The 21,912-nt window shown below is 61.0% G+C and carries 22 protein-coding genes; 15 read left to right on the top strand and 7 right to left on the bottom strand.

The features are described 5' to 3' along the window. Positions 1-12 precede the first annotated feature (12 nt). Genes rpsN through rpmD form a run of 6 tightly spaced genes read left to right on the top strand, consistent with a single transcriptional unit; the run spans position 13 to position 2,561 of the window. Positions 13-318, top strand: a complete 306-nt coding sequence (gene rpsN / locus ABVV53_RS15170; protein ID WP_353985274.1) for a 30S ribosomal protein S14 — start codon at positions 13-15, stop codon at positions 316-318. A 12-nt stretch (positions 319-330) separates the two neighbouring features. After that, the gene (rpsH, locus tag ABVV53_RS15165) at positions 331-726 is read left to right on the top strand and encodes a 30S ribosomal protein S8 (RefSeq protein WP_353985273.1); all 396 of its coding nucleotides are present in this window, start codon (positions 331-333) and stop codon (positions 724-726) included. Further along, the gene (gene rplF / locus ABVV53_RS15160; RefSeq protein WP_353985272.1) at positions 726-1,259 is read left to right on the top strand and encodes a 50S ribosomal protein L6; all 534 of its coding nucleotides are present in this window, start codon (positions 726-728) and stop codon (positions 1,257-1,259) included. Before rpsH ends, rplF begins: the two co-directional genes overlap by 1 nt. Further along, positions 1,259-1,597: a 50S ribosomal protein L18 gene (gene rplR / locus ABVV53_RS15155; protein WP_353985271.1), complete on the top strand. Its 339-nt coding sequence runs from the start codon at positions 1,259-1,261 to the stop codon at positions 1,595-1,597. Before rplF ends, rplR begins: the two co-directional genes overlap by 1 nt. A 2-nt stretch (positions 1,598-1,599) precedes the next feature. Then, a complete protein-coding gene (rpsE, locus tag ABVV53_RS15150) occupies positions 1,600-2,379 on the top strand; it encodes a 30S ribosomal protein S5 (RefSeq protein WP_353985270.1) in 780 nt (259 codons plus the stop codon). A gap of 5 nt (positions 2,380-2,384) precedes the next feature. Beyond that, positions 2,385-2,561, top strand: coding sequence for a 50S ribosomal protein L30 (gene rpmD, locus ABVV53_RS15145; protein WP_353985269.1), 177 nt, complete (start codon positions 2,385-2,387; stop codon positions 2,559-2,561). 386 nt (positions 2,562-2,947) lie between these two features. Here rpmD and ABVV53_RS15140 read toward each other — a convergent pair whose 3' ends face one another. Continuing rightward, a complete protein-coding gene (locus tag ABVV53_RS15140) occupies positions 2,948-3,319 on the bottom strand; it encodes a TonB family protein (protein WP_353985309.1) in 372 nt (123 codons plus the stop codon). 757 nt (positions 3,320-4,076) lie between these two features. Between ABVV53_RS15140 and ABVV53_RS15135 the strand changes: the two genes are divergently transcribed. Beyond that, positions 4,077-4,535, top strand: a complete 459-nt coding sequence (locus tag ABVV53_RS15135) for a hypothetical protein (protein ID WP_353985268.1) — start codon at positions 4,077-4,079, stop codon at positions 4,533-4,535. Positions 4,536-4,588: 53 nt separating this feature from the next. On the opposite strand, the gene ABVV53_RS15130 is transcribed toward ABVV53_RS15135, so the two are convergent. The 3 genes from ABVV53_RS15130 to ABVV53_RS15120 form a co-directional block, all read right to left on the bottom strand. Next, positions 4,589-6,007, bottom strand: a complete 1,419-nt coding sequence (locus ABVV53_RS15130; RefSeq protein WP_353985267.1) for an aromatic ring-hydroxylating oxygenase subunit alpha — start codon at positions 6,005-6,007, stop codon at positions 4,589-4,591. A gap of 202 nt (positions 6,008-6,209) precedes the next feature. Further along, positions 6,210-8,690 carry a PhoX family protein gene (locus ABVV53_RS15125; RefSeq protein WP_353985266.1) on the bottom strand — a complete coding sequence of 827 codons (2,481 nt, stop codon included), beginning with the start codon at positions 8,688-8,690 and terminating at the stop codon, positions 6,210-6,212. Between the two features lie 86 nt (positions 8,691-8,776). Then, positions 8,777-9,514 (bottom strand): Crp/Fnr family transcriptional regulator, encoded by a 738-nt coding sequence (locus ABVV53_RS15120; RefSeq protein ID WP_353985265.1) that lies wholly within the window; start codon positions 9,512-9,514, stop codon positions 8,777-8,779. 234 nt (positions 9,515-9,748) lie between these two features. Between ABVV53_RS15120 and ABVV53_RS15115 the strand changes: the two genes are divergently transcribed. Continuing rightward, entirely contained in the window at positions 9,749-10,300 is a 552-nt protein-coding gene (locus ABVV53_RS15115; RefSeq protein WP_353985264.1) for a heme oxygenase-like domain-containing protein, read from the top strand. Between the two features lie 5 nt (positions 10,301-10,305). Next, on the top strand, positions 10,306-12,879 hold the full coding sequence (locus tag ABVV53_RS15110) for an HWE histidine kinase domain-containing protein (protein WP_353985263.1): 2,574 nt from the start codon (positions 10,306-10,308) through the stop codon (positions 12,877-12,879). Positions 12,880-12,897: 18 nt separating this feature from the next. On the opposite strand, the gene ABVV53_RS15105 is transcribed toward ABVV53_RS15110, so the two are convergent. Further along, positions 12,898-13,896 carry a DNA topoisomerase IB gene (locus ABVV53_RS15105; protein ID WP_353985262.1) on the bottom strand — a complete coding sequence of 333 codons (999 nt, stop codon included), beginning with the start codon at positions 13,894-13,896 and terminating at the stop codon, positions 12,898-12,900. Between the two features lie 129 nt (positions 13,897-14,025). Between ABVV53_RS15105 and ABVV53_RS15100 the strand changes: the two genes are divergently transcribed. The 6 genes from ABVV53_RS15100 to ABVV53_RS15075 all read left to right on the top strand — a co-directional run bounded on the left by ABVV53_RS15100 (position 14,026) and on the right by ABVV53_RS15075 (position 21,159). After that, a complete protein-coding gene (locus tag ABVV53_RS15100) occupies positions 14,026-15,264 on the top strand; it encodes a putative DNA modification/repair radical SAM protein (RefSeq protein WP_353985261.1) in 1,239 nt (412 codons plus the stop codon). A gap of 65 nt (positions 15,265-15,329) precedes the next feature. Beyond that, entirely contained in the window at positions 15,330-15,812 is a 483-nt protein-coding gene (locus ABVV53_RS15095) for a hemerythrin domain-containing protein (protein ID WP_353985260.1), read from the top strand. Between the two features lie 19 nt (positions 15,813-15,831). Then, positions 15,832-17,223 carry a UdgX family uracil-DNA binding protein gene (locus ABVV53_RS15090; protein WP_353985308.1) on the top strand — a complete coding sequence of 464 codons (1,392 nt, stop codon included), beginning with the start codon at positions 15,832-15,834 and terminating at the stop codon, positions 17,221-17,223. 103 nt (positions 17,224-17,326) lie between these two features. Beyond that, positions 17,327-17,791: a pyridoxamine 5'-phosphate oxidase family protein gene (locus ABVV53_RS15085; RefSeq protein WP_353985259.1), complete on the top strand. Its 465-nt coding sequence runs from the start codon at positions 17,327-17,329 to the stop codon at positions 17,789-17,791. A gap of 78 nt (positions 17,792-17,869) precedes the next feature. Further along, entirely contained in the window at positions 17,870-20,617 is a 2,748-nt protein-coding gene (locus ABVV53_RS15080; RefSeq protein ID WP_353985258.1) for an ATP-dependent DNA helicase, read from the top strand. After that, positions 20,614-21,159, top strand: coding sequence for a SixA phosphatase family protein (locus ABVV53_RS15075; RefSeq protein ID WP_353985257.1), 546 nt, complete (start codon positions 20,614-20,616; stop codon positions 21,157-21,159). The genes ABVV53_RS15080 and ABVV53_RS15075 overlap by 4 nt, the downstream gene beginning before the upstream one ends. Positions 21,160-21,206: 47 nt before the next feature. Here ABVV53_RS15075 and ABVV53_RS15070 read toward each other — a convergent pair whose 3' ends face one another. Together ABVV53_RS15070 and ABVV53_RS15065 are read right to left on the bottom strand one after the other, a co-directional pair. After that, positions 21,207-21,584: a MerR family transcriptional regulator gene (locus ABVV53_RS15070; protein ID WP_353985256.1), complete on the bottom strand. Its 378-nt coding sequence runs from the start codon at positions 21,582-21,584 to the stop codon at positions 21,207-21,209. A gap of 23 nt (positions 21,585-21,607) precedes the next feature. Continuing rightward, positions 21,608-21,904: an integration host factor subunit alpha gene (locus tag ABVV53_RS15065; protein ID WP_353985255.1), complete on the bottom strand. Its 297-nt coding sequence runs from the start codon at positions 21,902-21,904 to the stop codon at positions 21,608-21,610. Between the last annotated feature and the right edge of the window lie 8 nt (positions 21,905-21,912).

Below are 21,912 nucleotides of genomic sequence, written 5' to 3'. Positions count from 1 at the left end.
GAGCTTAAGTCCATGGCGAAACTGAGTTCCGTTAATAAGAATGAGCGTCGTAAGAAGCTCGTGAAGAAGTACGCTGGCAAGTATGAGCGACTTAAGGCGATTGCTGATGATCAGTCGCTTGATGAGACCGAGCGTCTTATCGCTCGCCTGAAGCTGGCCGAGATCCCGCGCAATGCCAACCCGACCCGGGTTCGCAACCGTTGCGCCACGACCGGCCGCCCGCGTGGCTACTACCGCAAGTTCGGGATCAACCGGATTGAGATCAGGAACCTTGGCAACAAGGGCATGATCCCCGGCCTGGTCAAGTCGAGCTGGTAAGGATTATTCGAAATGGCTTTGACCGATCCCCTGGGTGACATGCTCACTCGCATCCGTAACGGCCAGCAGGCGAAGAAGGACTCCGTTCTCTCGCCAGCTTCGAAGCTGCGTTCGCGCGTGCTTGAGGTGCTGCAGCGTGAAGGTTACATCCGCGGCTTCAGCGATGATGCCACCGGTGCTCACCCGCAGCTGCGCATTGAGCTGAAGTATTTCGAGGGCGAGCCTGCTATCAAGCACATCGCTCGCGTCTCCAAGCCCGGCCGTCGCGTCTATTCGGGTTCCAAGGAACTTCCGATCGTACGTAACGGCCTCGGCATCACCATCGTCTCGACGCCGCGTGGCGTGCTCTCGGATGCCGAAGCACGTACCCAGAACGTCGGCGGCGAAGTGCTCGCGGAGGTGTTCTGATGAGCCGCATCGGCAAGCGTCCGGTTGCGATCCCCAGCGGGGTCACTGCGGACATCAAGGATGGCGTGCTGTCGGTGAAAGGGCCAAAGGGCACCCTCACCCTCACCATGCGTGACGAGATCAGCTACACGCTCGACGAGGGTTCGATCCTCGTGAAGCCGGCGAACGACACCAAGGAAGCTCGCGCTTTCTGGGGCATGCAGCGCACGCTCGTGTCGAACCTGGTTGAAGGCGTAACTGCGGGCTTCACCAAGACGCTCGAGATCACTGGCGTTGGCTACCGTGCCTCAGCCCAGGGCAAGAAGCTCAAGCTTCAGCTCGGCTATTCGCACGATGTCGACATCGACGTGCCGGAAGGCATCGAGATCAAGACGCCCGATAACACTACGATCGAGATCTCCGGCACCGACAAGCAGAAGGTCGGGCAGATTGCCGCTGAGATCCGCCGCTGGCGCAAGCCCGAGCCCTATAAGGGCAAGGGCATCAAGTACCGTGGCGAGTACATCTTCCGCAAGGAAGGGAAGAAGAAGTAATGGCCAAGCTGTCCCTCTTCGATCGCCGCCGGCGTCGTGTGCGTACCGCACTACGCGCTCGCTCCGGCAACCGCCCTCGCCTTTCGGTGCACCGCACCGGCCGGCATATCTATGCGCAAATTATTGACGATGCGCAGGGCCGGACCATCGCTGCCGCCAATACGCTTGGCGCCAAGGGCACTGACATCGACGCAGCAACGCGCGTCGGTCAGCAGCTCGCCGAGGCTGCCAAGCAGGCCGGCGTGACGGCTGTCGTGTTCGACCGCGGCGGTTTCCTGTTCCACGGTCGCGTGAAGGCGCTGGCCGAAGCCGCCCGTGAAGGCGGGCTGGAGTTCTGATCATGGCAGACGAAAACAACAACGAGCAGCCGATCGCGGCTGAGCACCCGCAGACTGGCGAGCCGGTTGCGGTCGAAGCACGCGAGAGCGGCTTCGGCGGCGGTCAAGGTGGTGGCCAGGGCGGTCGCGGCGGCAACCGTGGCGGCCGCGGTCGCGGTGGTGACAACCGTGGCGGTGGCCGCGGTGGCAATGACCGTGGCGGCCGTCGTGACGATCGTCGCGGCCGTGGCGGCGATGATGACGGTGGCGAGGAGCTCATCGAGAAGCTCGTTCACATCAATCGCGTTTCCAAGACGGTGAAGGGCGGCAAGCGCTTCGGTTTCGCCGCGCTTGTCGTGGTTGGCGATGGCAAGGGCCGGGTCGGCTTTGGGCACTCCAAGGCTCGCGAAGTTCCTGAGGCAATCACCAAGGCGACCGCCTCGGCCAAGAAGAAGATGGTTCGCGTTCCGCTGAAGGAAGGCCGGACTTTGCACCATGATGGCCGTGGTCACTTCGGCGCCGGCAAGGTGAACGTGCGGACCGCTCCGGCGGGTACTGGCATCATCGCGGGCGGCCCGATGCGCGCTGTTTTCGAGAGCTTGGGTGTGGCGGACGTGGTGACCAAGTCGGTCGGCACTTCGAACCCCTACAATATGATCCGTGCCACCTTCGACGCGCTGACCAATCAGACTTCGCCGAAGTCGGTTGCGCAGCGTCGCGGCAAGAAGGTCGCCGACTTGCTCGGCCGCGGTGGCGCCAACGAAGCAGAGGCTGAAGCCGCTGCCGAAGCCATCGTGGAGTAAGCGACATGGCCAAGATCAAAATCAAGCAGATCGGTTCTCCGATCCGTCGGCCAGAGAGCCAGAAGAAGATCCTCATCGGTCTTGGACTCGGCAAGATGCACCGCATCGTCGAGATCGAAGACAGCGCGGAAGTGCGTGGCGCCATTGCCAAGCTGCCGCACATGGTGGCGATTGTAGACTGAGCTACTTGGGCCTTAAGCCTTCGAGCAGAAGCAAAACCCCGGCCGAAAGGTCGGGGTTTTTTGTGTGCGCTCGATCGCTTCGTAGAGCTGTGCCTGCCCGCGGTGATGGCGTCCCGAAGCGGCGTGCTTGCGGTCGACACATCGGCGAGATTGCGCGTGCACGAGATGAAGAAGAAGCAGGCGAAGACCTAATGCATCCACGAGCATGAGCGCCAGCACTGGCGCGGGCGGTTTGAACCTAAGCGAGAACGTCGGCTCGCGGGAGGCCGTCCGAAGGCGCCCAGCCTACTAGCGTGAATCCAACATGACCTATCCCGGCATTGCTGCCACGCTCAACGTCGTGGATCGAGCGGAAGCCGGCAGGTCCGGATCGTCGCTTAATGGTGTTAGCTGCCGTCCTGTTCGGGCGGTGGAAACACCCAGCTATGCTCGTACGTCGCCGTCCGCTCCTGCGGTGCCACTGGAGGCCGAAACCTAGCGCGACGCAAGAAAACACCACAGGTCGTCTTGTCTAGGAGTGCTTTGCCGGTGGACTCGGTAACCCTGCATGAGGCGGCCTTGCCACTATCGCCGACGGAGGCCTGTATCCTGACCAAGCCTTCAACGCACTCGCGCAGGGCCTGCGTAGGATAGTCGTCGTTGGTGACCCAATATGCGGAATTACCACGCGGTATGGGTCCGCCTCCATGCTTCTTTAGCAACAACAGTCGGCGCTCTCGCACGATGTGGGGAACAGCACGGGCAAGCTGAGGATCCATCTCAATGGCTTCGTCTAATCTGAGCCAGCCAGCTACAGTCGTTGCACCAAAGTTTTGATGCTCGTAGACCGCGACATGATCTCCTTGCTTGACGATTGACGATGGCGGAGCGAAGGGTATCATCTTCGGCCAACGTATTTCAATCGTGTCCGGCCCCTTGGGCCCCACCGCGACCACCTTGATCCTCACTGTAGCTGTGATCCAGGTCCGCACCTTGTTCACTCGAACAACCTGCCCAACGATTATCCGACCGAAGTGCCGGTCGGCAGGACGAAACTGTTCGGTTGGTACTGTGCAGGCTAAAGCGTCCGCACTTGCCTCAATAGCCACCAGGCTTAGTACAAGGCGGAGCCAGGCCAGCATCCGCTTATGTTAAGCGGGTCGCCGTCTATCGTGCACGGGTCAGGCAGGCTTGCACCGAAACGACCGCGATCGGGCGCAAGCTGCCGCACCGGGTCTCTTTTGACGCGCCGCCAGACTGCTGCAGAACAGCCCCTTGGCCTTCACGGCTAGATGCCGATCGGTAAATTCGTCTCAAGCTCCGCGCCTCGTGCCATCTGGATGGACGATCCGTGTTTTTTGCCTATCTTGCCGGTCACCCCATTTGGCGTGGAAGGGTTCAGCGCTGCTCTGCGCCACGTCATCAATCCGCCGAAGAGTGGCAAACTTAAGTGCTGGTACGCAGACGGGACTTTGCAGTTCGGCAGCGAACGTCAGCTAGGCGGTTGCTACGACTACACTGCTAAAACGAGACGTTATGGCGCAATGGAACTTTACGAACTGGTTGCCTGGCGAGTGGATCACCGCCTTGTACGAGTTGACGAAGTATTGCGCCGAGAGCGAAGCTAACGAGACCGATTGCTACATCCGCCGCATGAATGAGCTGCTCACGACCGCACCCAACAAGGACTTGTTGAAGGGTCTTCGGGCGATCGACCCGCCGCGGCTCGAACTGTTGCTCGCGATTGGGGCCCACGAGACGGCCGCCATGGCCATGCTCATCGACGACGCTGGCTACATGTTGTCACGCAGCTACGATGGCCAGAGCCTTGCAACGGTGGCCCTACCCGGCCTTAATGACGAGAAGTCGGCCGCAGGCGCCACACCTGCTCTCGCGTTGGTCGCAGCAGTTGCTCTGTCGTTATCCAGTGCTCCTAGTCTGACGAGCTCTCGCCGCGGGGGTGGGAAGAGCTCGTCGAGAGCGGCGCTGCACTAACCTAGCTGAGTACGAGCGGACGTACGAGGAGCGTGCGGCTGCTCTCGCAGGATTCAGTCTACGGCGAGAAGACTGGGAGCTCCGCGCCCTTCCATGAACTCAGCCAAGTTGCGGTGCAGGTTGATGACCTTTTGCTCCTGGTGCGGGTTAGGCAGCGGCCCACGGAACCCGGAGGACTTCATCCCCTTCTGCACAAACTCCATGTTTGAAAAGTCCTGCGCGAGAACCGAACCCCAGTGCTCACCGATGGGATCGGCATAGACCCACTCCGTCTTGGGTTCCTCTCCCTTGGGGAAACGCTCAAGAGCGTAGCTCTCAAAGATGCACTTGTTCGGATCGTCGCCGTACGGACGGACACGGTAGCACAGCGCGAAAGTCTCACCGTGCAGAATGTTCTGGTTCGGGAACAGGCCCCAGGCAAGGCCGGACTCCTTCTTGATGTCCGAAGGCACCTCCGGCCAGATAACTCCTCGCGCGGCATCATCGGCTTTGGCCGACTTCAACCAGTGCGCGATGCATTCCTGCGGCGTCGCCGTCTCCGGCAGTTCGTCCTTAAGCCGGCCTGCTGCGTTCACCAGTGTCTCTGTCGACGCGGAGTAGTTAACCGTCTCGTAGTTCTCGCGGATGAGCTCATAAGTGGAGACGCGCGGATCATCCCCCTTGCCTGCGCGGGTGGTGCCGGCGCTCTCGCTCATAGCGAACTTCTCATCACGCGTATCGTAGCTTGATACCGAGTGGAGCCCGTACTGTTTGGAAAGAGCGTAGTAATCACCATAAGCAAGCAGCTGCGTGTGCGTGCCCGCAACGTGGTACGGCTCGAGGAACGCTTCGATCGCGGTCTTCCAGTTGCAATTATAAATCGCCCATTGGCGCCATTTGTAATTCATTCCGGCAAGATCGAAGTGGCTGAGGATTTCGCCGGCGCGGCCCATCCAGTCCTTCAGCGGCACGCAGTCGTGATCCATGTTGATATAGATGTAGCCGCCCCAGGTATCGACCTTCACCTCTGACAGGCAGGTCATCTCAGGCGTGAGCTTGTTGTCCCAGTCTTGCGGATCGAGAATGTAGGTGTTCTCACCCTCAAGATCGAACGTCCATCCGTGAAAGCCGCAGATGAAGTTTTTGCGGTTACTGCCCCGCACGTCATGGACCCTGTTCGGCAGCATATCAGGCACGCTGACGAGCTGGCGCCCGCGATGTGGGCACACGTTGTGGAAAGCCTTGAGAGTGCCGTCCTCCTTGCGCAGCACAACGACAGACTCGTCCGCGACGTTGTACGTCATCCAGTCACCGGGATTAGGGAGGTCTGTTTCGCGCTCGACCATTTGCCAGATTCGCGGCCAAAGCAGACGCTTCTCGGCCTCGAGGTACTCCTTCGACAGGAAGGCCTCCGTCGGATAGGTGACGAGCCGCTCTTGATCCATATCCTGGGCGGTGATGTTCGCAGGTGCAAACGTCTCGGGCTTGTTCATCGGGGCATCTCCCATTCCTTCCGCGACGGCGCTCTTGTGACTAGCGCTCGGGAACGCGGCAAACCTTAACCAACACTCCTGTTTACTAAGGAATGTCGCCGCCAATAGCCAGCGCGGAATTGCAGCTCGTGATTACGAAGTGGGCAAGCAAAAGGGGCGGACGACTCTCGCCGCCCGCCCCTCCGTGTGCGTTCTCAGTTGATCAGAGCGCGATTACGCCGCCGTCATCCTTGGTGATCGCGACAATGGCCGAACGCGGCCGAGCCGTCGCGGGGGCATTGGCGTTGCCCTGGGTATCCGGCCAGTTGCTCGATGGCGCGTCGGGTGTACCATCCTCACCGGGATGCTGGATGCCAACGAACACGGTGCGGCCATCAGGCGTGGTGTCGATGCCGGTGATCTCACACTCGACAGGCCCGACCAGGAAGCGTCGCAGCGTCGCCACGGTGGCAGGAGCACCTACGAAGGTGGTCTGCGTGGCGGTTGCCCCATCGGCGCCGGTATTGGTGATGGTCTGAGCGCCGCCATCGCCGACACTTCCTGGCATGGCCGCAAGCATCATGTTGTTGGTGCGGTCAGAAAGGGCGCCGTCATCCGTCTGAATCCACATCAGCGGCTTGACCTTGCCCGCAGGGTTGGTCTCACGCGAGAAGTAGAGGCCGTCGGGGCTGGAGAAGTCGTTCTCGGCGGTGAGGCCAGAAAGGTTTACATTCGGGCCAGCATCGGCAGAGTCCGCGCCAAACAAGTAGATGTCCCAGCGGAAGCTGGTTGCCGCCGGGTCGTCGCCATTCTCGCGCAAGCGGATGATGTGGCCGTTCGGGTTGCCGTACTGGGCCCTGTTGGCCGGGCCGTACGGGTCGTTGTAGTGGCGGGGATTGGCCGCGTTGGTATCATTCAGCGGCCGGTTCGAGGCGTTGTTGTTGGTCAGCGTGAGGTAGATCTCACCGGTGAGCGGGTTCCCAGCGGTCCATTCCGGGCGATCCATCGGTGTCGCCCCGAGCGCGTCACCAGCCAGACGTGCGTTGATCAAGATATCAGCTTGATCGGCGAACGAGTATGCTGGTGTATTTGATGTCGCAGGACGATCCGGCACTTGACCGAATACCAGCGGCAGCCACCGACCCGTGCCGTCGGCTTCGAAGCGCGCGACGTAGAGCGTCCCGGTGTCGAGGTACTTGTCGCCCATCGCCAGACGATTTGCGGACCGTCCATCGGCCTCTGTGAAAGTAGCGCTGGAAACGAACTTGTAGAGGTACTCACGACGTGCATCGTCGCCCATGTAGACAGCCAGCTTTTTGCCAGCGGCCGCCTGCACGAACGCGCCCTCATGCCCAAAGCGGCCAAGACTGGTGCGCTTGCGTGGTGTTGAATTGGGGTCGTACGGGTCCAACTCAACCACCCAGCCGAACTGGTTGGGCTCGTTGCGGAAGTCCTCAACCGCAGAGGCACCCTTCACACGCGCATCCCAGCGAGTGTAGAGTGTGTCCGCGCTCTGTACGGTAGACCAGGCGTAATTGCCGGTGTTGCTGTTAACGCCGTAGCGCCGCAGCGCGACCAGTTCCTCAGGCGACCGCAGTGTATTGTCGGTGCCCGATCCGGAGTTGTCCCGGCGGAAGTAACCCGCCCAGTTTTCTTCAGCCGTGAGATAGGTTGCCCAAGGCGTCACGCCGTGCGCACAATTGTTGATCGTCCCGCGGCCGCGCGTTCCATCCGGCGAATAGGCCGTCCGGAGCATGGCCGAGGCTGCAGCGGCGCCGGCGAACTGCATCTGGGTTCCCGGCGTGATGCGGCGATTAAGGGGACTGTTGGGCACGTAGCCCCACTTGCGATTGCCCGCGTCCACATACTCAGTGATGCTGACGCCGTGCGCCATCATTTCCTTGAGCGCTTCCGCCTGCGGACGCGGACCGCTGGACACGTTAGTCGGGCCGTTGGGGTGCAGATACTGGACGCTGAGGTTTTCGTGGTTCTGAACCATCAGGCCGCGCGTGTTGCTGTTGTCGTCGCGCGCGCCAGCAGCACTTAGACCGTAGAAGGCGAACGCGTCGCCGTGATCGCCAATGCGCTTGTCGAAGTCACCATCCGTGCCATTGTTGGAGTAGGCTGAGACGCCCGCGGCAAGGGGATCACCCAAGCGCGTAAGAACAGTTACAGTGTAGCCGGCCGGTACCGTAACCACGTCGTTGAGGTTTTTGGCGACCGCAGCGAAGCCAAGCACCGCAGGCGAGACGCGCACCGTGCTGGTTCCGCTCGCGTTGGCGCCACGATGGGTGGTGACGGAGTAAGTGAACGTCAGATCGGAAGGCTGGCTGACGGCGGGCGCAATGAAAGTAGAGGTGGTTGCGTCAACCTTGACCAGCTGAACCGGTTCGCCGCTCGTCTGTGCCCAGCTTCCAGAGATCACGTCAGCAGCAGTTTGTGCCGTCAAGGTAACCAGACGGCCCGCGCTTGTCGCGGCCACCGCACCGGGCACCACGATCGGGCTCGAATCGACCTCCGTCTCGTCACAGGCGGTCAGCATCGTCGTGCCGAACAGGGCCATCGTCGTGGCACCGATACCACCAAAGAGAGTCTGGCGACGCGAGTATCGCTCTGCTGCCAGGCTTTCCAGCGAACGAACGGTGCTGTCGTTGGTATCGACGTCGCCGTCCGAATACCCGGTTAAGTCAAAGCGATCGGTCATGTGGTTCCCCCTTTTGGTAGTTCTCGGGGTGGGTTCCTATGGCCGAAAAATGACAGGATTGCGCAGATTAGATGACGCTTCAGAGACTACATAGCTCGACTCGCCGGAGCGGTCTCAAGGGGAGGATAGACGCTCGGCAACACAGCGTCGAAATGTCGCTTCACCAGATGTTCACAAGTGCAAGCACTCTGCTCGAGCAATGCCGGGTTCAGTACGTCGATCCCACCTCGTCTTGTGCGAACTATCCCCTCTGCCTTGAAACGCTGGACCACTCGGCTCGCGTAACTGCGACCTACACCTAGCACCGAAGCGAGTTGCTCCTGTGTGATGGTGATCTCGTGACGGCCGATCCGCGCTGTCGCAGCAACCAGCCACTTGGCGGCACGCTGTTCAATTGTATGGATGGCGTTGCAGGCTACGGACTGAAAGACCTGCGCAAGCAAGCAATCCGCGTAGCGAGCAAAGAACGAGCGCAATTCGCTGGACGCCTCTTTAGCATGCTCGAAATCAGCGCTTGAGATTCGCAGGAACTGTCCTCCGTGCAACACGCTCGCGCGTGCATAGGCAGGCGTAGAGCCGTTGCTGACGATTCCGCCGAGTGCACCTTCGTTTCCGACCATGAGCGCCTCGACGGCTATCCCGTTTGAAAACAGGACCTGCAGGGATGCCACCGCTCCGCCCGTCGGGAAGTAACAATGATCGACGACACCCCCGGCGTCGTAAAGAACTTTGCCGGTCTCAAGGCGAATTGGGGTGACGCGGGAGATCAGAACATTGCGATCTTCTGGGCTCAGCGCCTCCAGCAGCTCGCTCCGTTCGGGCATTCACACCTCATCATGGCAAATCAATCTCGACAAAAAACGACGCGGAAGAGGTGAAGTTCCGCGATAAGCTCACAAGTGAACAGTCAGGTTCTGCGGAACCTGTTATACACCGGTGACTATGTGCAAGTCAGCGACGACCGACCCGAGGCGGCTTGAGGCGTCCGGCTGCCAGTTTGGCTGGACAAAGCCGTTCGGCAGCACCTAGCAAGGCGCCCGGAGATAAATTCGCTTCACATGCAATCGCTTCTTTCCCTCTATCGCGCGGCTACCAAGGGTTCGCACGATTCGCTTGACGCTGCGTTTGGGTCCCTGGATCTCTCCAATCGCGCCGACTACGTTCGCTTCCTACGTGGTCACGCGATGGGTTTAGCATCGATCTTCGATGGCTTCCGCCGGTTCGTGGAAGAAGACCTTCATCTCGCTTGCCCGGACTATCCAGCGATGCTGGCAGACGATCTAACCAAAGTAGGCGTTGATGCACGTGATCTTCGGTCAGTCTCACCCGCAGGTGAAGTGTCACAGAGGGCAGCCGGATACGTGATCGCCGGCTCACGCCTGGGCCTCGCCGCGCTCGCACGCAGCGGCTACTGGGGCCGCACCCACGCCCTGCCCTCCACTTACATGGATGATCGACAGGGCTTGGCAATTTGGAAGCACACCGCAGCCAAATTGAAGCAGGTCGTGCCGGATGAAGCGCGCGCGGAGCGGGAAAGCAGTAGCGCGATCACCGTGTTCGACACGTTCCGCGATGCGTTTGCAGCAAGCGCTCCGGCCGCGGTCCGGTAAACGACATGACCTATTCACCGCAGCAGGTTGATCTTTCCACCTGCGATCTCGAGCCGATTCATATCATTGGGCGGATCCAGAGCTTCGGATGGCTCCTGTCATTCTCCAGTGACTGGATCATCAATCACGTCTCGGTGAACTGCGCCGAGATCTTCGGACTTGATGCCATTGACATGATCGGCCGGGCTGCGACGGACTTCATTGCACCCAGCGCCTTGCATGACATTCGAACCCGTTTGCAGATTCTGGGCGCCGGGGACTCGGTTGAGCGGATATTCTCGATCGAGTTGCTCGACGACGGGCACTGTTTCGACATCGCGCTTCACGCGTCGGGGCGCTCGTTTGTGTTGGAAATCGAGCCCAGCGAAACGGGGCGCCGTCGCGACTACGTAGGGTACGTGCGGCCGATGATCGACCGTTTGCGCACGTGCAGCACCATTGAACAACTCTGCACAAGCGCTGCCCGGCATTTGCGGGCCCTCACCGGCTTCGATCGAGTAATGATCTACAGGTTTGAGCCATCCGGCGCAGGCGAGGTTATCGCGGAAAGCCTCAATGGCAGTGTCGACAGCTTCTACGGCCTGCACTTCCCGGCCTCGGACATTCCCGCGCAGGCGCGGCGGCTCTATTCCCGCAACATTCTACGCATCATTACCGACATCGATGATCCCACGGTTCCAGTCGTCCCCGCCACAAGTCCGCAAGGAGAGCCGCTCGACCTGTCCATGAGCGGACTGCGCGCAGTTTCGCCAATCCATATCGAGTACTTGCGCAACATGGGCGTGAAGGCGTCCATGTCGGTGTCGATCATGCGACGGGGCAAGCTGTGGGGGCTGATGGCCTGTCATCACTACTCGCCCCTGCGTTTATCCTATTCTGTCCGCACAGCCGCTGAACTCTTCGGCGAGTTTTTCTCGTACCTGCTGGATCAGCGCGAGAGCGACTACTCCTACGAAAAGCGCGGCCAGTCGATGCGTCTTCATGACGAGATCATGGCGCGGGTAGCGGGCGGCGATTCGCTGCTCACCGCCTTCGAGGACTTCGCAGACTCTATCGGCAAAGTCATTGCATTCGACGGTATTGTGGGATGGGTTGACGGCCAATTCATGGCTCGTGGCTCCACGCCGACGCAGGCGCAGTTCGAGGGTCTTGCCAGGTTCCTGAACACGGCCGGCGCGAGCACTGTCTGGTCGACCGAAAACCTCTCGACCGTGTATGAGCCCGCCCAGCACTACAGCGACGTGGCGGCGGGGCTCCTCGCTTTACCGGTCTCACGATCACCACGCGACTACATCGTGTTGTTTCGTCGTGAACAGCACCGCGAGGTCTACTGGGCGGGCAATCCGGAGAAGACGATCGATCTGGGGCCTAACGGGCCGCGCTTGACGCCCCGCAAAAGCTTTGATCTCTGGAAGGAAGAGCGGCGGGGCTTTTGTAAGCCGTGGACGGGGGACGAGATATCGGCGGCTGAATCCCTGCGCATCACTCTGCTGGAGGTGGTGCTGCGCCTGGCAGACGCTGCAAATATCGAGCGGGAGCAGGCTAACAAGCAGCAGGACATGCTGATCGCGGAGCTCAACCACCGCGTACGCAACATTTTGAACCTTATCCGTGGCCTGGTCTCGCAGTCCAAGGAGGGCGCCGAGACAATTGACCACTTCGCTGAGATCATCGGCAGCCGCATTCACGCTCTGGCTCGCGCGCACGACCAGGTCACGCAGACGGACTGGTCACCCTCGTCGCTGTACAAACTCATTCGCACTGAGACCGACGCCTACGCCAGCGAGAGCGCAGATCGGGTCACCATCGATGGTCCGGACGCCATGATTGCTCCCGGAGCATTCACAACCCTGGCGCTGGTCGTTCACGAGATGATGACGAACTCGTGCAAGTATGGTGCGCTTTCAGACTCTCGAGGCTCGATCGCCATTACGGTCAGCAGTGGCGATGACCAATCACTCGAAATCCATTGGCGCGAAAGTGGCGGTCCTCCGGTAAAAACGCCGACGCGTCGAGGATTTGGGTCTACAATCATCGAACGCACGATCCCGCACGAGTTGGGTGGTGCCGCGGCGGTCGATTATCCTGCGGATGGGCTTCGCGCGACCTTCCTCATTCCCGGTGAGCACATTGCCGCGTACGATACGCCCATGCCGTCTTCCCATGAGGTACTCACCACAATCTCCGTCGTACGTGACAGTGCACCCGAGCTGTTTTCCGCAACCGCGCTAATCGTCGAGGATAATGTGATCATCGCGATGGAAGCGGAAGACGTCCTGCGCGACTTGGGCTTCAATGATTGTGAGATCGTCGGTTCGGTGAGAGCGGCACGCGCACTTGTCGAGAGCAAGGACATCAGCTTCGCGATGCTGGACGTGAACCTGGGCAAGGAGACCAGCGAGGAGGTAGCTGACCTTCTCTACGGTCGCGGTGTGCCGTTCATCTTCGCGAGTGGTTATGGCGACCGTTCCTTCACTACCAGCCGCTTCGAAGGCGTGCCAGTGATCACCAAGCCCTACACAGAGCGCGACATTCGGGCAGCGATCGCGCGCTTGACCCCTAAACCCACCGTGCAGTGATCCTTCGCGCGGCGCGCGCTAAGCAGCGACAGCCGCGAGGGAGAACGTGTCGAGAAAGTCGATCAGCCCCCGTTCCTCACGGGCGAGCCACTGCGTGCGGCGCGGCAAGAACTTCGGGAGCGCCCGCGCATCTTCGCCGCCCTTGGCCACGGCAACCACCGCTGGATGCACGTAGGACTTTCGGGCGATAGCAGGCGTGTTACCAAGCTTTTCGGAAACTTCCTTCATAAGCTCCTTGAGCGAAATCTGCGGATCTTCCGAAAGCCTCCTAAAGGCGAAGGCACTCGCCGCCCATGTTCGGAAGTGCTTGGCGGTGAAAGCATCCCCCATCGTTTCATGAAGGTAGTCATTCACGTCGTGGCTGTGGACGGGCGTAGGCACACCCTCTTCATCCAGATACTGAAACAGGTGCTGTCCAGGCAGATCCTGCATCTTCCGCACGCATCGCACGAGCTTCGGGTCCTCACAGTCGATTTCGTGCAGCTTTCCGGACTTGCCGCGAAAACGAAGTCGCAGATGGCCGCGGTCGATTTTTGCGTGGCGGTTGCGCAGCGTCGTTGCCCCAAAGCTCTTGTTTGCTTTGGCGTACCGCTCGTTGCCAATGCGGATCGCACCGGTGTCCAGCAGAGCGATCACGGAAGCGATCGCCCGCTCTCGCGACAGCTTGCGTGAGGCCAAGTCCATCGCCACGCGCTTGCGCAACTCCGAGAGACCTCTTCCGAACTGGGGACACAACTCGAACTTCATCGCCTCGCGCTCTTCGCGCCAGTCCGGATGATAGCGGTACTGCTTACGACCCTTCGCGTCATATCCGATCGCGAGGAGGTGGCCATCCGGTTCAGGGCAGAACCAGCAGTTCTCATAAGCGGGAGGAAGAGCGATGCGGTTCAGCCGATCAATCTCGTCCCGGTTCCTGATGCGCTCGCCTTCAGGCGAAAAGTATCCCCACTTACCGCCGCGCATCTTGCGCCGTGTAATTCCAGGTTCGCTGTCATGGACGAAGCGCAGCTTGGCCATTCCTGTTTGGCTTTCTCATCAATGGTTTGCCGTCAACGCACCAGATGCAGCAAAGTTTGCGTACGCCTATTGCCGGCCTGCACCAAAGGGCACTGGCAGGGCTCCATCTGAGAACATATATCGAACATTATGGCCAAACTGACGCTCAAGGAGAAGCTGGAAGTCCTCGCGGACGCCGCCAAATACGATGCGTCATGCGCCTCCTCAGGCACAGCCAAGCGCGACAGCCGCAAAGGTGGGATCGGCTCGACCGAGGGCATGGGCATATGCCACGCCTACGCACCCGACGGACGCTGCATTTCGCTGCTAAAGATATTGCTGACGAACTATTGCCAGTTTGATTGCCACTATTGCATCAATCGGAAGAGCTCGTCCGTCAGACGGGCAGCGTTTACCGTGGCGGAGGTAGTTGATCTTACACTCGGGTTTTACCGGCGAAACTACATCGAAGGGCTGTTCCTCTCCTCCGGTATAATCCGTAGCCCCGACCATACCATGGAGCAGCTGGTAGAAGTGGCCCGAACCCTGCGGGAGGAACACGGCTTCCAAGGGTACATTCACCTAAAGACCATTCCGGATGCCGATCCCGAAATCGTTGCGCAGGCCGGCCTCTGGGCTGACCGGGTTTCCATCAACATCGAGCTTCCGACCACCAATGCGTTGACTCGTCTCGCTCCGGACAAATCAGAACAGCGGATTACCGGTGCCATGGCGGATATGAGCGCGTTGATCACAGAAGCGAAGGATGCAACTCGCCGCTTCAAATCGGCTCCGATTTTCGCTCCTGCTGGACAGTCAACGCAGATGATCGTCGGTGCAGACGCTGCCACCGATGTGCAGATCGTAGACCGGGCGGCGTCGCTCTACCGCGGATACGGGATGCGCCGCGTCTACTATTCGGCATTCTCGCCAATCCCCGATGCCAGCGCGGTGCTGCCTCTGCAACGTCCGCCATTGCTGCGCGAGCACCGGCTCTATCAGTCCGATTGGCTGATGCGGTTCTATGGATATCAGCCGAATGATATTCGCGATGCGGCCGACAACGGGATGCTCGACCTCGAGATCGATCCCAAGCTGGCGTGGGCGCTGAAGTTTCGCGATGTATTTCCCGTCGATGTGAACCGCGCCGAAAAGGAGCGGCTGCTCCGCGTGCCGGGGCTCGGCGTGAAAGCTGTGAAGACGATCCTGACGGCAAGACGGCTTCGTAAACTGCGGCTCGATGACGTTGCGCGACTGACGCAGTCGATATCCAAGGTCCGCCCGTTCATTATCGCTGCCGATTGGCGGCCAACGGCTCTCACCGATCGCGCTGACCTGCGGCGCATCTTGGCCCCGCGAGAAAAGCAGCTTGAACTGTTTGCGGCCTGAGAATCGTTCGCGACAGCAACCCTGCTGAGAGCTGCCGGTTTTCCTCTGCAAGAAGGAGATCGACTATGGCAGACGCACAAATTTTTCAGGATCTGAAAGCCGATCATAATCGGCACCGCGAAATGCTGGAACAGCTTGGTGATACCTCGAGCAAAGGTGACGAGCGTCCGAAGTTGTTCGAAGAACTGCGTAAGGAATTGCAGGCGCACGCCGCAGCAGAAGAGGAATCCTTGTATGCGACCATGCTTGCTTGCCCAGACCTGCGCGACGAGGCACGACACTCGGTTTCAGAGCACAAGGAAGTCGATGATTACCTTGGCGAGCTTCTTCAGCTCGATGTGACTTCTGAAGAATGGCTCACCAAGTTCAAGGAAATGCGCCACCGCTATCTTCATCACATCGATGAAGAGGAAGAGGAGATGTTCCCAGAAGCCGCGAAGACGCTGAGTGACGAAGCCGAGAACCGGTTGGCCCGCGTCTTCGAAGATCGCAAGCCGAAAGAGCTTCAGATAGCGGAAGAAGAAAAGCCGGGTGACGAACGCGAATAGCCTTCACTCGCAAGACACGATGCGCGCCCCGCCGGCGCGCGTCGTCCGGCTGGAGAGCGAGGATGACTGGGAAGGCTGGCGCGACGCAGCGCGTCGTTTCCTCGCTGCCCGCGTAGAGCCCGACCGCATCGTCTGGCACGTGGGCGAAAGCGCCGATGACCTGTTCGCAGATGGCGACAGCGGGCTTCCTCCGTCGCCCCAGTTGGAGTTGCGAGTTGCCCGCAGCTTCCCGGACTTGGCGCAGAGCGCGCTGCTGCATTCCGATCCAGAGCGGTTTGCCTTAATTTACAAGCTGCTTTGGCAGATCACGGAGCATCCGGGGCTGCTTGCAGACCACGCGGATCCACTTGTGCGGCGGGTTGAGCTGATGGCGAAAGCCGTGCGCCGAGATATCCATAAGATGCAGGCCTTTTTACGCTTTCGCGAAGTGGAGGAAGGCGAAGACACGAAGCGCTTCGTGGCCTGGTTCGAACCAGAGCACCACATTGTTCGCGCAAATGCCGGGTTCTTCTTGCGGCGCTTCGCCAACATGTCGTGGTCGATTCTCACCCCAGAAATCACCATCCATTGGGATGGCCAGACGCTTCGCGAAGGGCCCGGCGCAGATCGCTCCATGGCCCCGCGCGAAGACGCGCTGGAGGACATGTGGAAGGCCTATTACGCCGCGATCTTCAACCCGGCTCGGCTGAAGGTGGGGGCGATGACACGTGAGATGCCCCGCAAGTACTGGAAAAACATGCCAGAGGCACAACTCATCGCACCGCTGATCGCGGGAGCCCAAGCTAGAGAGGCCCACATGGTCGCACAGCACGTCCCCTCCGCCGCGCGCGCGACGACCTTGCGTGCTCTTGCCGAAGAAGCCCAGGGTTGCCGCCGCTGCCCCTTGTGGAAAGGGACCAATGGCTGCGTTTTCGGAGAAGGCCCGGCCAGCGCCCGACTGATGATTGTCGGCGAGCAACCCGGGGACGAGGAAGATAAGGTGCACCGCCCCTTTGTCGGTCCCGCCGGGGGCGTGCTCGACCGTGCGCTGGGTGAAGCCGGGATCGAGCGTGGAGACGTGTACCTCACGAATGCGGTCAAGCACTTCAAGTATGTGATGCGCGGAAAACGGCGGTTGCACCAGAAGCCCGACGCATCGGAAATCGAGGCGTGTCGCTGGTGGCTCGATCAGGAGATGAACCTGGCCCGCCCTCGCGCGACGGTGATGCTCGGCGCTACCGCCGTGCGGGGAGTGACAGGAAAGCCTGGCACGATCGGCAAGATGCGCGGCTCGCCTCTTAGCCTCCCGCATGGAGCGGGCATCGTCACATGGCACCCCTCATACATCCTGCGGTTGCCTGATCGAGACGCTGCAGAGAATGCGTTCTCCGCCCTTGTGGAGGACCTGCGCCGCGCGGTGCAGCATACCTAGCTCAGCTGACGACATGCACTCTGCCCTTAAGAACAGGGAACGCGGGCAAGCCCCCCGCGTTGATTCCCTCGAACCAGGCAATATGCCGCGAGGAGGAAGAATCATGGACCACGACACCCGCGAGACGTTCTGGAAAGCCTTTGACGACAGTCCATTCATCATGATGAAGCTGGACGGCTCCAACGAACACTCCGAGCCAATGACAGCGCAGCTCGACAAGGACGCCCATCACGCGATCTGGTTCTTCCTGGCCCGCGACAATCGCATCGCTCAAGGTGGCGCAGCCACCGGCCATGTGGCGACCAAGGGACATGATGTTTTCGCGTCCTTGAAGGGCGTGCTGGTCCCGGAGACCGATCCATCTGTGCGCGAGAAGCAGTGGAATACGGTTGTGGAAAGCTGGTTTCCCAATGGAAAGAACGATCCCAACGTTCTGATGCTGCGCTTTGACATCCGGGATTCCGAGGTCTGGATCTCTGATCTTTCGCTGAAAGGGAAGTTCAAGATGTTTACCGGGCAGCCCGTCAAGCCAAGCGAGGCCGGCGAACACGAGACCGGGCCCGTCTAACCGGAGGAGGCTCCGCATAGCATTATGCGGAGCCTCGCTTGTTTACTTTTCGTTCCACGCTCCCCATCGTGGTAGCTCATGGACGTACTTGCCCTCCCCGCGTTTCATGCGAGTCATGCCGGATCCTGGTTGCGCGATGCAGCCGGGACTACCCGGACCGTTGGTAAGGGCGAGGCAGTGACGGCCGTTGCCGACACTCCCCATCTCATCCTCAATGCACCTCTTGTAGCCACGCGGCTGGGCTACCCGGACTTATCCGGGCTCGACGTGCTGGAACTGTTTGCTTTCGTGCATCCGGCTCGCTTCGTGGTGCCCACGGCCAAGGGGCTCGCTTATGCTCTGGGTCTTGAAGAGCCTGGGGACGACGCTCAGGTGCCACGCCTGCTGCAGGAAGCGGCGGGGACGCTTCTGGCAACCTGTGCGACTCCGGAGTGGGCGGAGCGCGAGGGAGCCTGGAGCGCTCTGCAGTCCCTCACGCGCCTGCGATGGACGTGGGCGGCGCCCCTCACCAACCGAATTGCTCGTCCCGAGCACGCGGAGCGCTGGCTTTTCGCCAAGTTGCCTGAGTGGGACGATGCAGGCGAGCAGCCCCAGCCAAAGCAAGTCACCATAGATGAGGCAGAGACCCTCACACGGCTGCAACGACTGACCGGCGCAAGCGCTGAACAGCGCACCAGCCAGCGTGACTACGCCATGCGGGCTGCGGGCGCGTTCTCCCCCCGCCGCAAGCCAGGCGAGCCGCACTTGCTGCTGGCACAGGCGGGGACGGGAATTGGCAAGACGCTCGGCTATCTGGCACCGGCCTCCCTTTGGAGCGAGCTTTCGGGCGGGACCGTATGGGTTTCCACGTTCACGAAGGCACTTCAGCGCCAGCTCCGGCAAGAGAGCCGCCGTGCCTGGCCCGAACGGCGCGCCGACGGCTCGCAACCCGTGGTCGTACGCAAAGGGCGCGAGAACTACTTGTGTCTGCTTAACCTGGAGGATGCGCTGCAAGGCGGCTTCGCTGGCCGAGCCGCCATCCTGGCCCATCTCGTCGCACGCTGGGCGGCCTATACACAAGATGGAGACATGATCGGCGGAGACTTGCCGGGTTGGCTAGGTACGCTCTTCCGCCAGCGTGGAATAACAGCCCTCACTGATCGGCGAGGCGAGTGCGTCTATGCTGGCTGTCCTCATTACCGGAAATGCTTCATCGAACGCTCCTCACGGGCGAGCGCCGGTGCAGACCTCGTCATCGGCAACCATGCTCTGGTAATGGTGAACGCTGCCCGCGGCCGGGATCATGCCGCGCGCCCGACGCGGATCGTGTTCGACGAAGGGCACCATGTATTCGATGCGGCCGATTCCACGTTCGCCGCTGCTCTGACCGGCGCTGAGACAATCGAATTGCGGCGTTGGGTGATCGGACCTGAGAAAACCTCGCGTGGCCGGCGGCGCGGGCTTTCTGCACGACTTGCAGATGTTGCGAGCTACGACGAGGCAGGGGGCCGCGCGATCAGCGCTGCAGTTGCCGCCGCCGAAGCCCTCCCTTCGGACGGGTGGCTTCAGCGCCTGGTTGAAGGCACCCCACACGGACCGCTGGAAGAGTTGCTCGCAGCCGTCCGCGCCACTGTGTACGCCCGCGATGAGAGCGGCGGCACTGAAGCCGGCTACGGGCTCGAGACCGAAGCTGCCGGCCTGGAAGGCCCGTTCGTGCAACTGGCGCAATCTGCCCGCGCCGCGATTGCCGAACTGCGCCAGCCGCTTATCCGCATCGGCACGCGACTCGAAGCGATGCTGGAGGAGCCGCCAGACTGGCTCGACGGCCAGGGACGTCAGCGCATCGAAGGCGCACGTCACTCGCTGAGTTGGCGAGTGGACTTGCTCGCAGGCTGGGAAGCCCTGCTCGAACGCCTTGGCGGGCCCGCCGATCCCGAGTTCGTGGACTGGCTTGCGATCGACCGCAGCGAGGCTCGCGAGTTTGACATTGGCATCCACCGTCGCTGGTTGGATCCGATGAAGCCCTTTGCACGCACGGTACTGGAGCCGGCGCATGGCGTGGTGATGACGTCTGCCACGTTGGCTGACCGCACCGGATGCGAGGACGAGGATTGGCGCCTTGCCGTATCGCGCAGCGGTGCGCCGCACATCGGCATCACGCCGCAGATGTCCCAGCATGAAAGTCCGTTCGACTACGCGGGACAGGCAGAGGTGTTGATCGTTACCGACGTGCCGCGCGGCGACATCCCTGCCCTTTCAGGTGCTTACGGGCGTTTGATCGAAGCATCAGGCGGCGGCGTGCTGGGCCTTTTCACCGCAATCCGGCGGCTACGCGCGGTGCACGGGCGGATAGCGGATCGACTGGCCCGAGGCGGCTTGCCGCTCTACGCGCAGCATGTTGATCCCATCGATACCGGCACTCTGGTCGACATTTTCCGCGATGATCCCGCAGCTTCGCTGCTCGGGACAGACGCCCTGCGCGACGGCGTGGACGTTCCCGGCCGCTCTCTGCGACTCGTGGTGATGGAACAAGTGCCATGGCCGCGCCCTACGATCCTTCATCGAGCACGCAGGCTCGCTGCTGCTACCGAGAAAGGAGGTGCCGCCGCCTATGACGACGGCATCATCCGCGCCCGGCTGGCGCAAGCGTTCGGGCGGCTGATCCGCAGCAAGGACGACAGTGGCCACTTCGTCGTGCTGTCGCCGGCCTTTCCCTCCAGGCTGCTGTCAGCATTCCCCGCCGGCACGCCGATCCGCCGCGCTAGCTTGGAGGAGGCCTTGCAACGGGTGGCTTCGCATGGTCAGGAGCGGGCAATGAACGAACAAGCTGCCTTGCCTCCTGCATGAAGACTCTCGGTCTATTTCGCCATGCCAAGTCGGACTGGAACGACGCGCGCCTGCGCGACTTTGACCGGCCGCTCAACGCCCGAGGGCGGAAGGGCGCGGGCCTAATGGGTCTGCATATCCGCGACTACGGGATGCGCTGGAAGCGTATTCTTGCCTCGCCTGCGGTACGGGTCACGCAGACGATTGAGCTGGCCGCGCAAGCCGCGGGAGAAAGCCCACCCCTCAACTGGGACCGACGCATTTACCTCGCCAGTTCGCCGACCCTGGCCGACATTCTGCGAGAGCAGGACGGCGATCCCCCAACGATCTTGATGGTGGGCCATAATCCGGGGCTGGAAGATCTCATTTTCGATCTGGTGCCCGATGACGGTAGCAGCCCGTTGCGCGATATTGTGGAAGAGAAGTTCCCTACCGCCACTTTTGCTGTACTCGAACTCGAGATTGAGGCTTGGTCAGATCTGACCGATAGTTGCGCTCGCTTGCTGCATTTAATGCGCCCTCGTGATCTCGACCCGCGGCTTGGGCCTCAAATCGAGGATTGAAGGGCAGTCACCGAAACGTTCATTGATCTGTAAACGCGAGGTTGTGTTCAGGAGCGCGCAAGCGCTGCGGCCAGGTCATCCCTGATGGATCGGAGCTCGTCCTGAAAGTTAGGCACCGCTTGGTTGCTGGAATTGGTCTGTACCGACGCCTCGTTGGCCGCGAATGACCCGCTTGCCTCCATCGCCTGCCGCGCTCCCCGCAAGGTGAAGCCCTCGCGATGCACGAGCCTGTTGATTTCGGCGATTAGCGCGATGTCTTCAGAACGATAATATCGGCGCCCGCCGCTGCGCTTGATCGGGCGCAGCATGGGGAACTGCTCTTCCCAATACCGCAGAACGTGCTGGCGGATGTCTAGAACACGCGCCACTTCGCCGATCGTGCGAAGCGCGCCGGGAGCCTTACCGTCGTCGAATTCAGGCAACATGCTTCCGCCTCCTGCTGCCCGCGTCAGACTCCTGCAATGCGATCCTTAAGCATCTGACTGGCGCGGAAAGTCATCACTCTACGAGGTGTGATGGGCACTTCAACGCCCGTCTTTGGGTTACGCCCGACGCGCTCCCCTTTATCTCGCAAAAGGAATGTTCCGAAGCCCGAGATCTTCACGTTCTCACCGTCGGAAAGAGCCTCGCACATGTGGCCCAAGATCGATTCGACCATCGCAAGCGACTCGGCGCGCGAGAGGCCGAGCTTCTTGTGAATGGCTTCTGCTATCGCCGCCCGCGTCAGCGTCTCCGTAGAGCGCATCGATCAAC

This window comes from Novosphingobium kalidii (assembly GCF_040534015.1).
Lineage (GTDB): Bacteria > Pseudomonadota > Alphaproteobacteria > Sphingomonadales > Sphingomonadaceae > Novosphingobium > Novosphingobium kalidii.
The sequence above is the reverse complement of the archived record's forward strand: the minus strand, read 5'-3'. Positions and strand labels throughout refer to the sequence as shown.

What these genes read in the sequence shown, in the direction of transcription:
- rplF (WP_353985272.1), top strand. Translation starts at nt 726, where the DNA reads ATGAGCCGCATCGGCAAGCGTCCGGTTGCGATCCCCAGCGGGGTCACT.
- rpmD (WP_353985269.1), top strand. Translation starts at nt 2,385, where the DNA reads ATGGCCAAGATCAAAATCAAGCAGATCGGTTCTCCGATCCGTCGGCCA.
- ABVV53_RS15080 (WP_353985258.1), top strand. Translation starts at nt 17,870, where the DNA reads ATGGACGTACTTGCCCTCCCCGCGTTTCATGCGAGTCATGCCGGATCC.
- ABVV53_RS15075 (WP_353985257.1), top strand. Translation starts at nt 20,614, where the DNA reads ATGAAGACTCTCGGTCTATTTCGCCATGCCAAGTCGGACTGGAACGAC.
- ABVV53_RS15100 (WP_353985261.1), top strand. Translation starts at nt 14,026, where the DNA reads ATGGCCAAACTGACGCTCAAGGAGAAGCTGGAAGTCCTCGCGGACGCC.
- ABVV53_RS15090 (WP_353985308.1), top strand. Translation starts at nt 15,832, where the DNA reads ATGCGCGCCCCGCCGGCGCGCGTCGTCCGGCTGGAGAGCGAGGATGAC.
- ABVV53_RS15125 (WP_353985266.1), bottom strand. Translation starts at nt 8,690, where the DNA reads ATGACCGATCGCTTTGACTTAACCGGGTATTCGGACGGCGACGTCGAT.
- rplR (WP_353985271.1), top strand. Translation starts at nt 1,259, where the DNA reads ATGGCCAAGCTGTCCCTCTTCGATCGCCGCCGGCGTCGTGTGCGTACC.
- ABVV53_RS15120 (WP_353985265.1), bottom strand. Translation starts at nt 9,514, where the DNA reads ATGCCCGAACGGAGCGAGCTGCTGGAGGCGCTGAGCCCAGAAGATCGC.
- ABVV53_RS15115 (WP_353985264.1), top strand. Translation starts at nt 9,749, where the DNA reads ATGCAATCGCTTCTTTCCCTCTATCGCGCGGCTACCAAGGGTTCGCAC.
- ABVV53_RS15065 (WP_353985255.1), bottom strand. Translation starts at nt 21,904, where the DNA reads ATGCGCTCTACGGAGACGCTGACGCGGGCGGCGATAGCAGAAGCCATT.
- rpsN (WP_353985274.1), top strand. Translation starts at nt 13, where the DNA reads ATGGCGAAACTGAGTTCCGTTAATAAGAATGAGCGTCGTAAGAAGCTC.
- rpsE (WP_353985270.1), top strand. Translation starts at nt 1,600, where the DNA reads ATGGCAGACGAAAACAACAACGAGCAGCCGATCGCGGCTGAGCACCCG.
- ABVV53_RS15070 (WP_353985256.1), bottom strand. Translation starts at nt 21,584, where the DNA reads ATGTTGCCTGAATTCGACGACGGTAAGGCTCCCGGCGCGCTTCGCACG.
- ABVV53_RS15085 (WP_353985259.1), top strand. Translation starts at nt 17,327, where the DNA reads ATGGACCACGACACCCGCGAGACGTTCTGGAAAGCCTTTGACGACAGT.
- ABVV53_RS15130 (WP_353985267.1), bottom strand. Translation starts at nt 6,007, where the DNA reads ATGAACAAGCCCGAGACGTTTGCACCTGCGAACATCACCGCCCAGGAT.
- ABVV53_RS15095 (WP_353985260.1), top strand. Translation starts at nt 15,330, where the DNA reads ATGGCAGACGCACAAATTTTTCAGGATCTGAAAGCCGATCATAATCGG.
- ABVV53_RS15140 (WP_353985309.1), bottom strand. Translation starts at nt 3,319, where the DNA reads ATGGATCCTCAGCTTGCCCGTGCTGTTCCCCACATCGTGCGAGAGCGC.
- rpsH (WP_353985273.1), top strand. Translation starts at nt 331, where the DNA reads ATGGCTTTGACCGATCCCCTGGGTGACATGCTCACTCGCATCCGTAAC.
- ABVV53_RS15110 (WP_353985263.1), top strand. Translation starts at nt 10,306, where the DNA reads ATGACCTATTCACCGCAGCAGGTTGATCTTTCCACCTGCGATCTCGAG.
- ABVV53_RS15105 (WP_353985262.1), bottom strand. Translation starts at nt 13,896, where the DNA reads ATGGCCAAGCTGCGCTTCGTCCATGACAGCGAACCTGGAATTACACGG.
- ABVV53_RS15135 (WP_353985268.1), top strand. Translation starts at nt 4,077, where the DNA reads ATGGCGCAATGGAACTTTACGAACTGGTTGCCTGGCGAGTGGATCACC.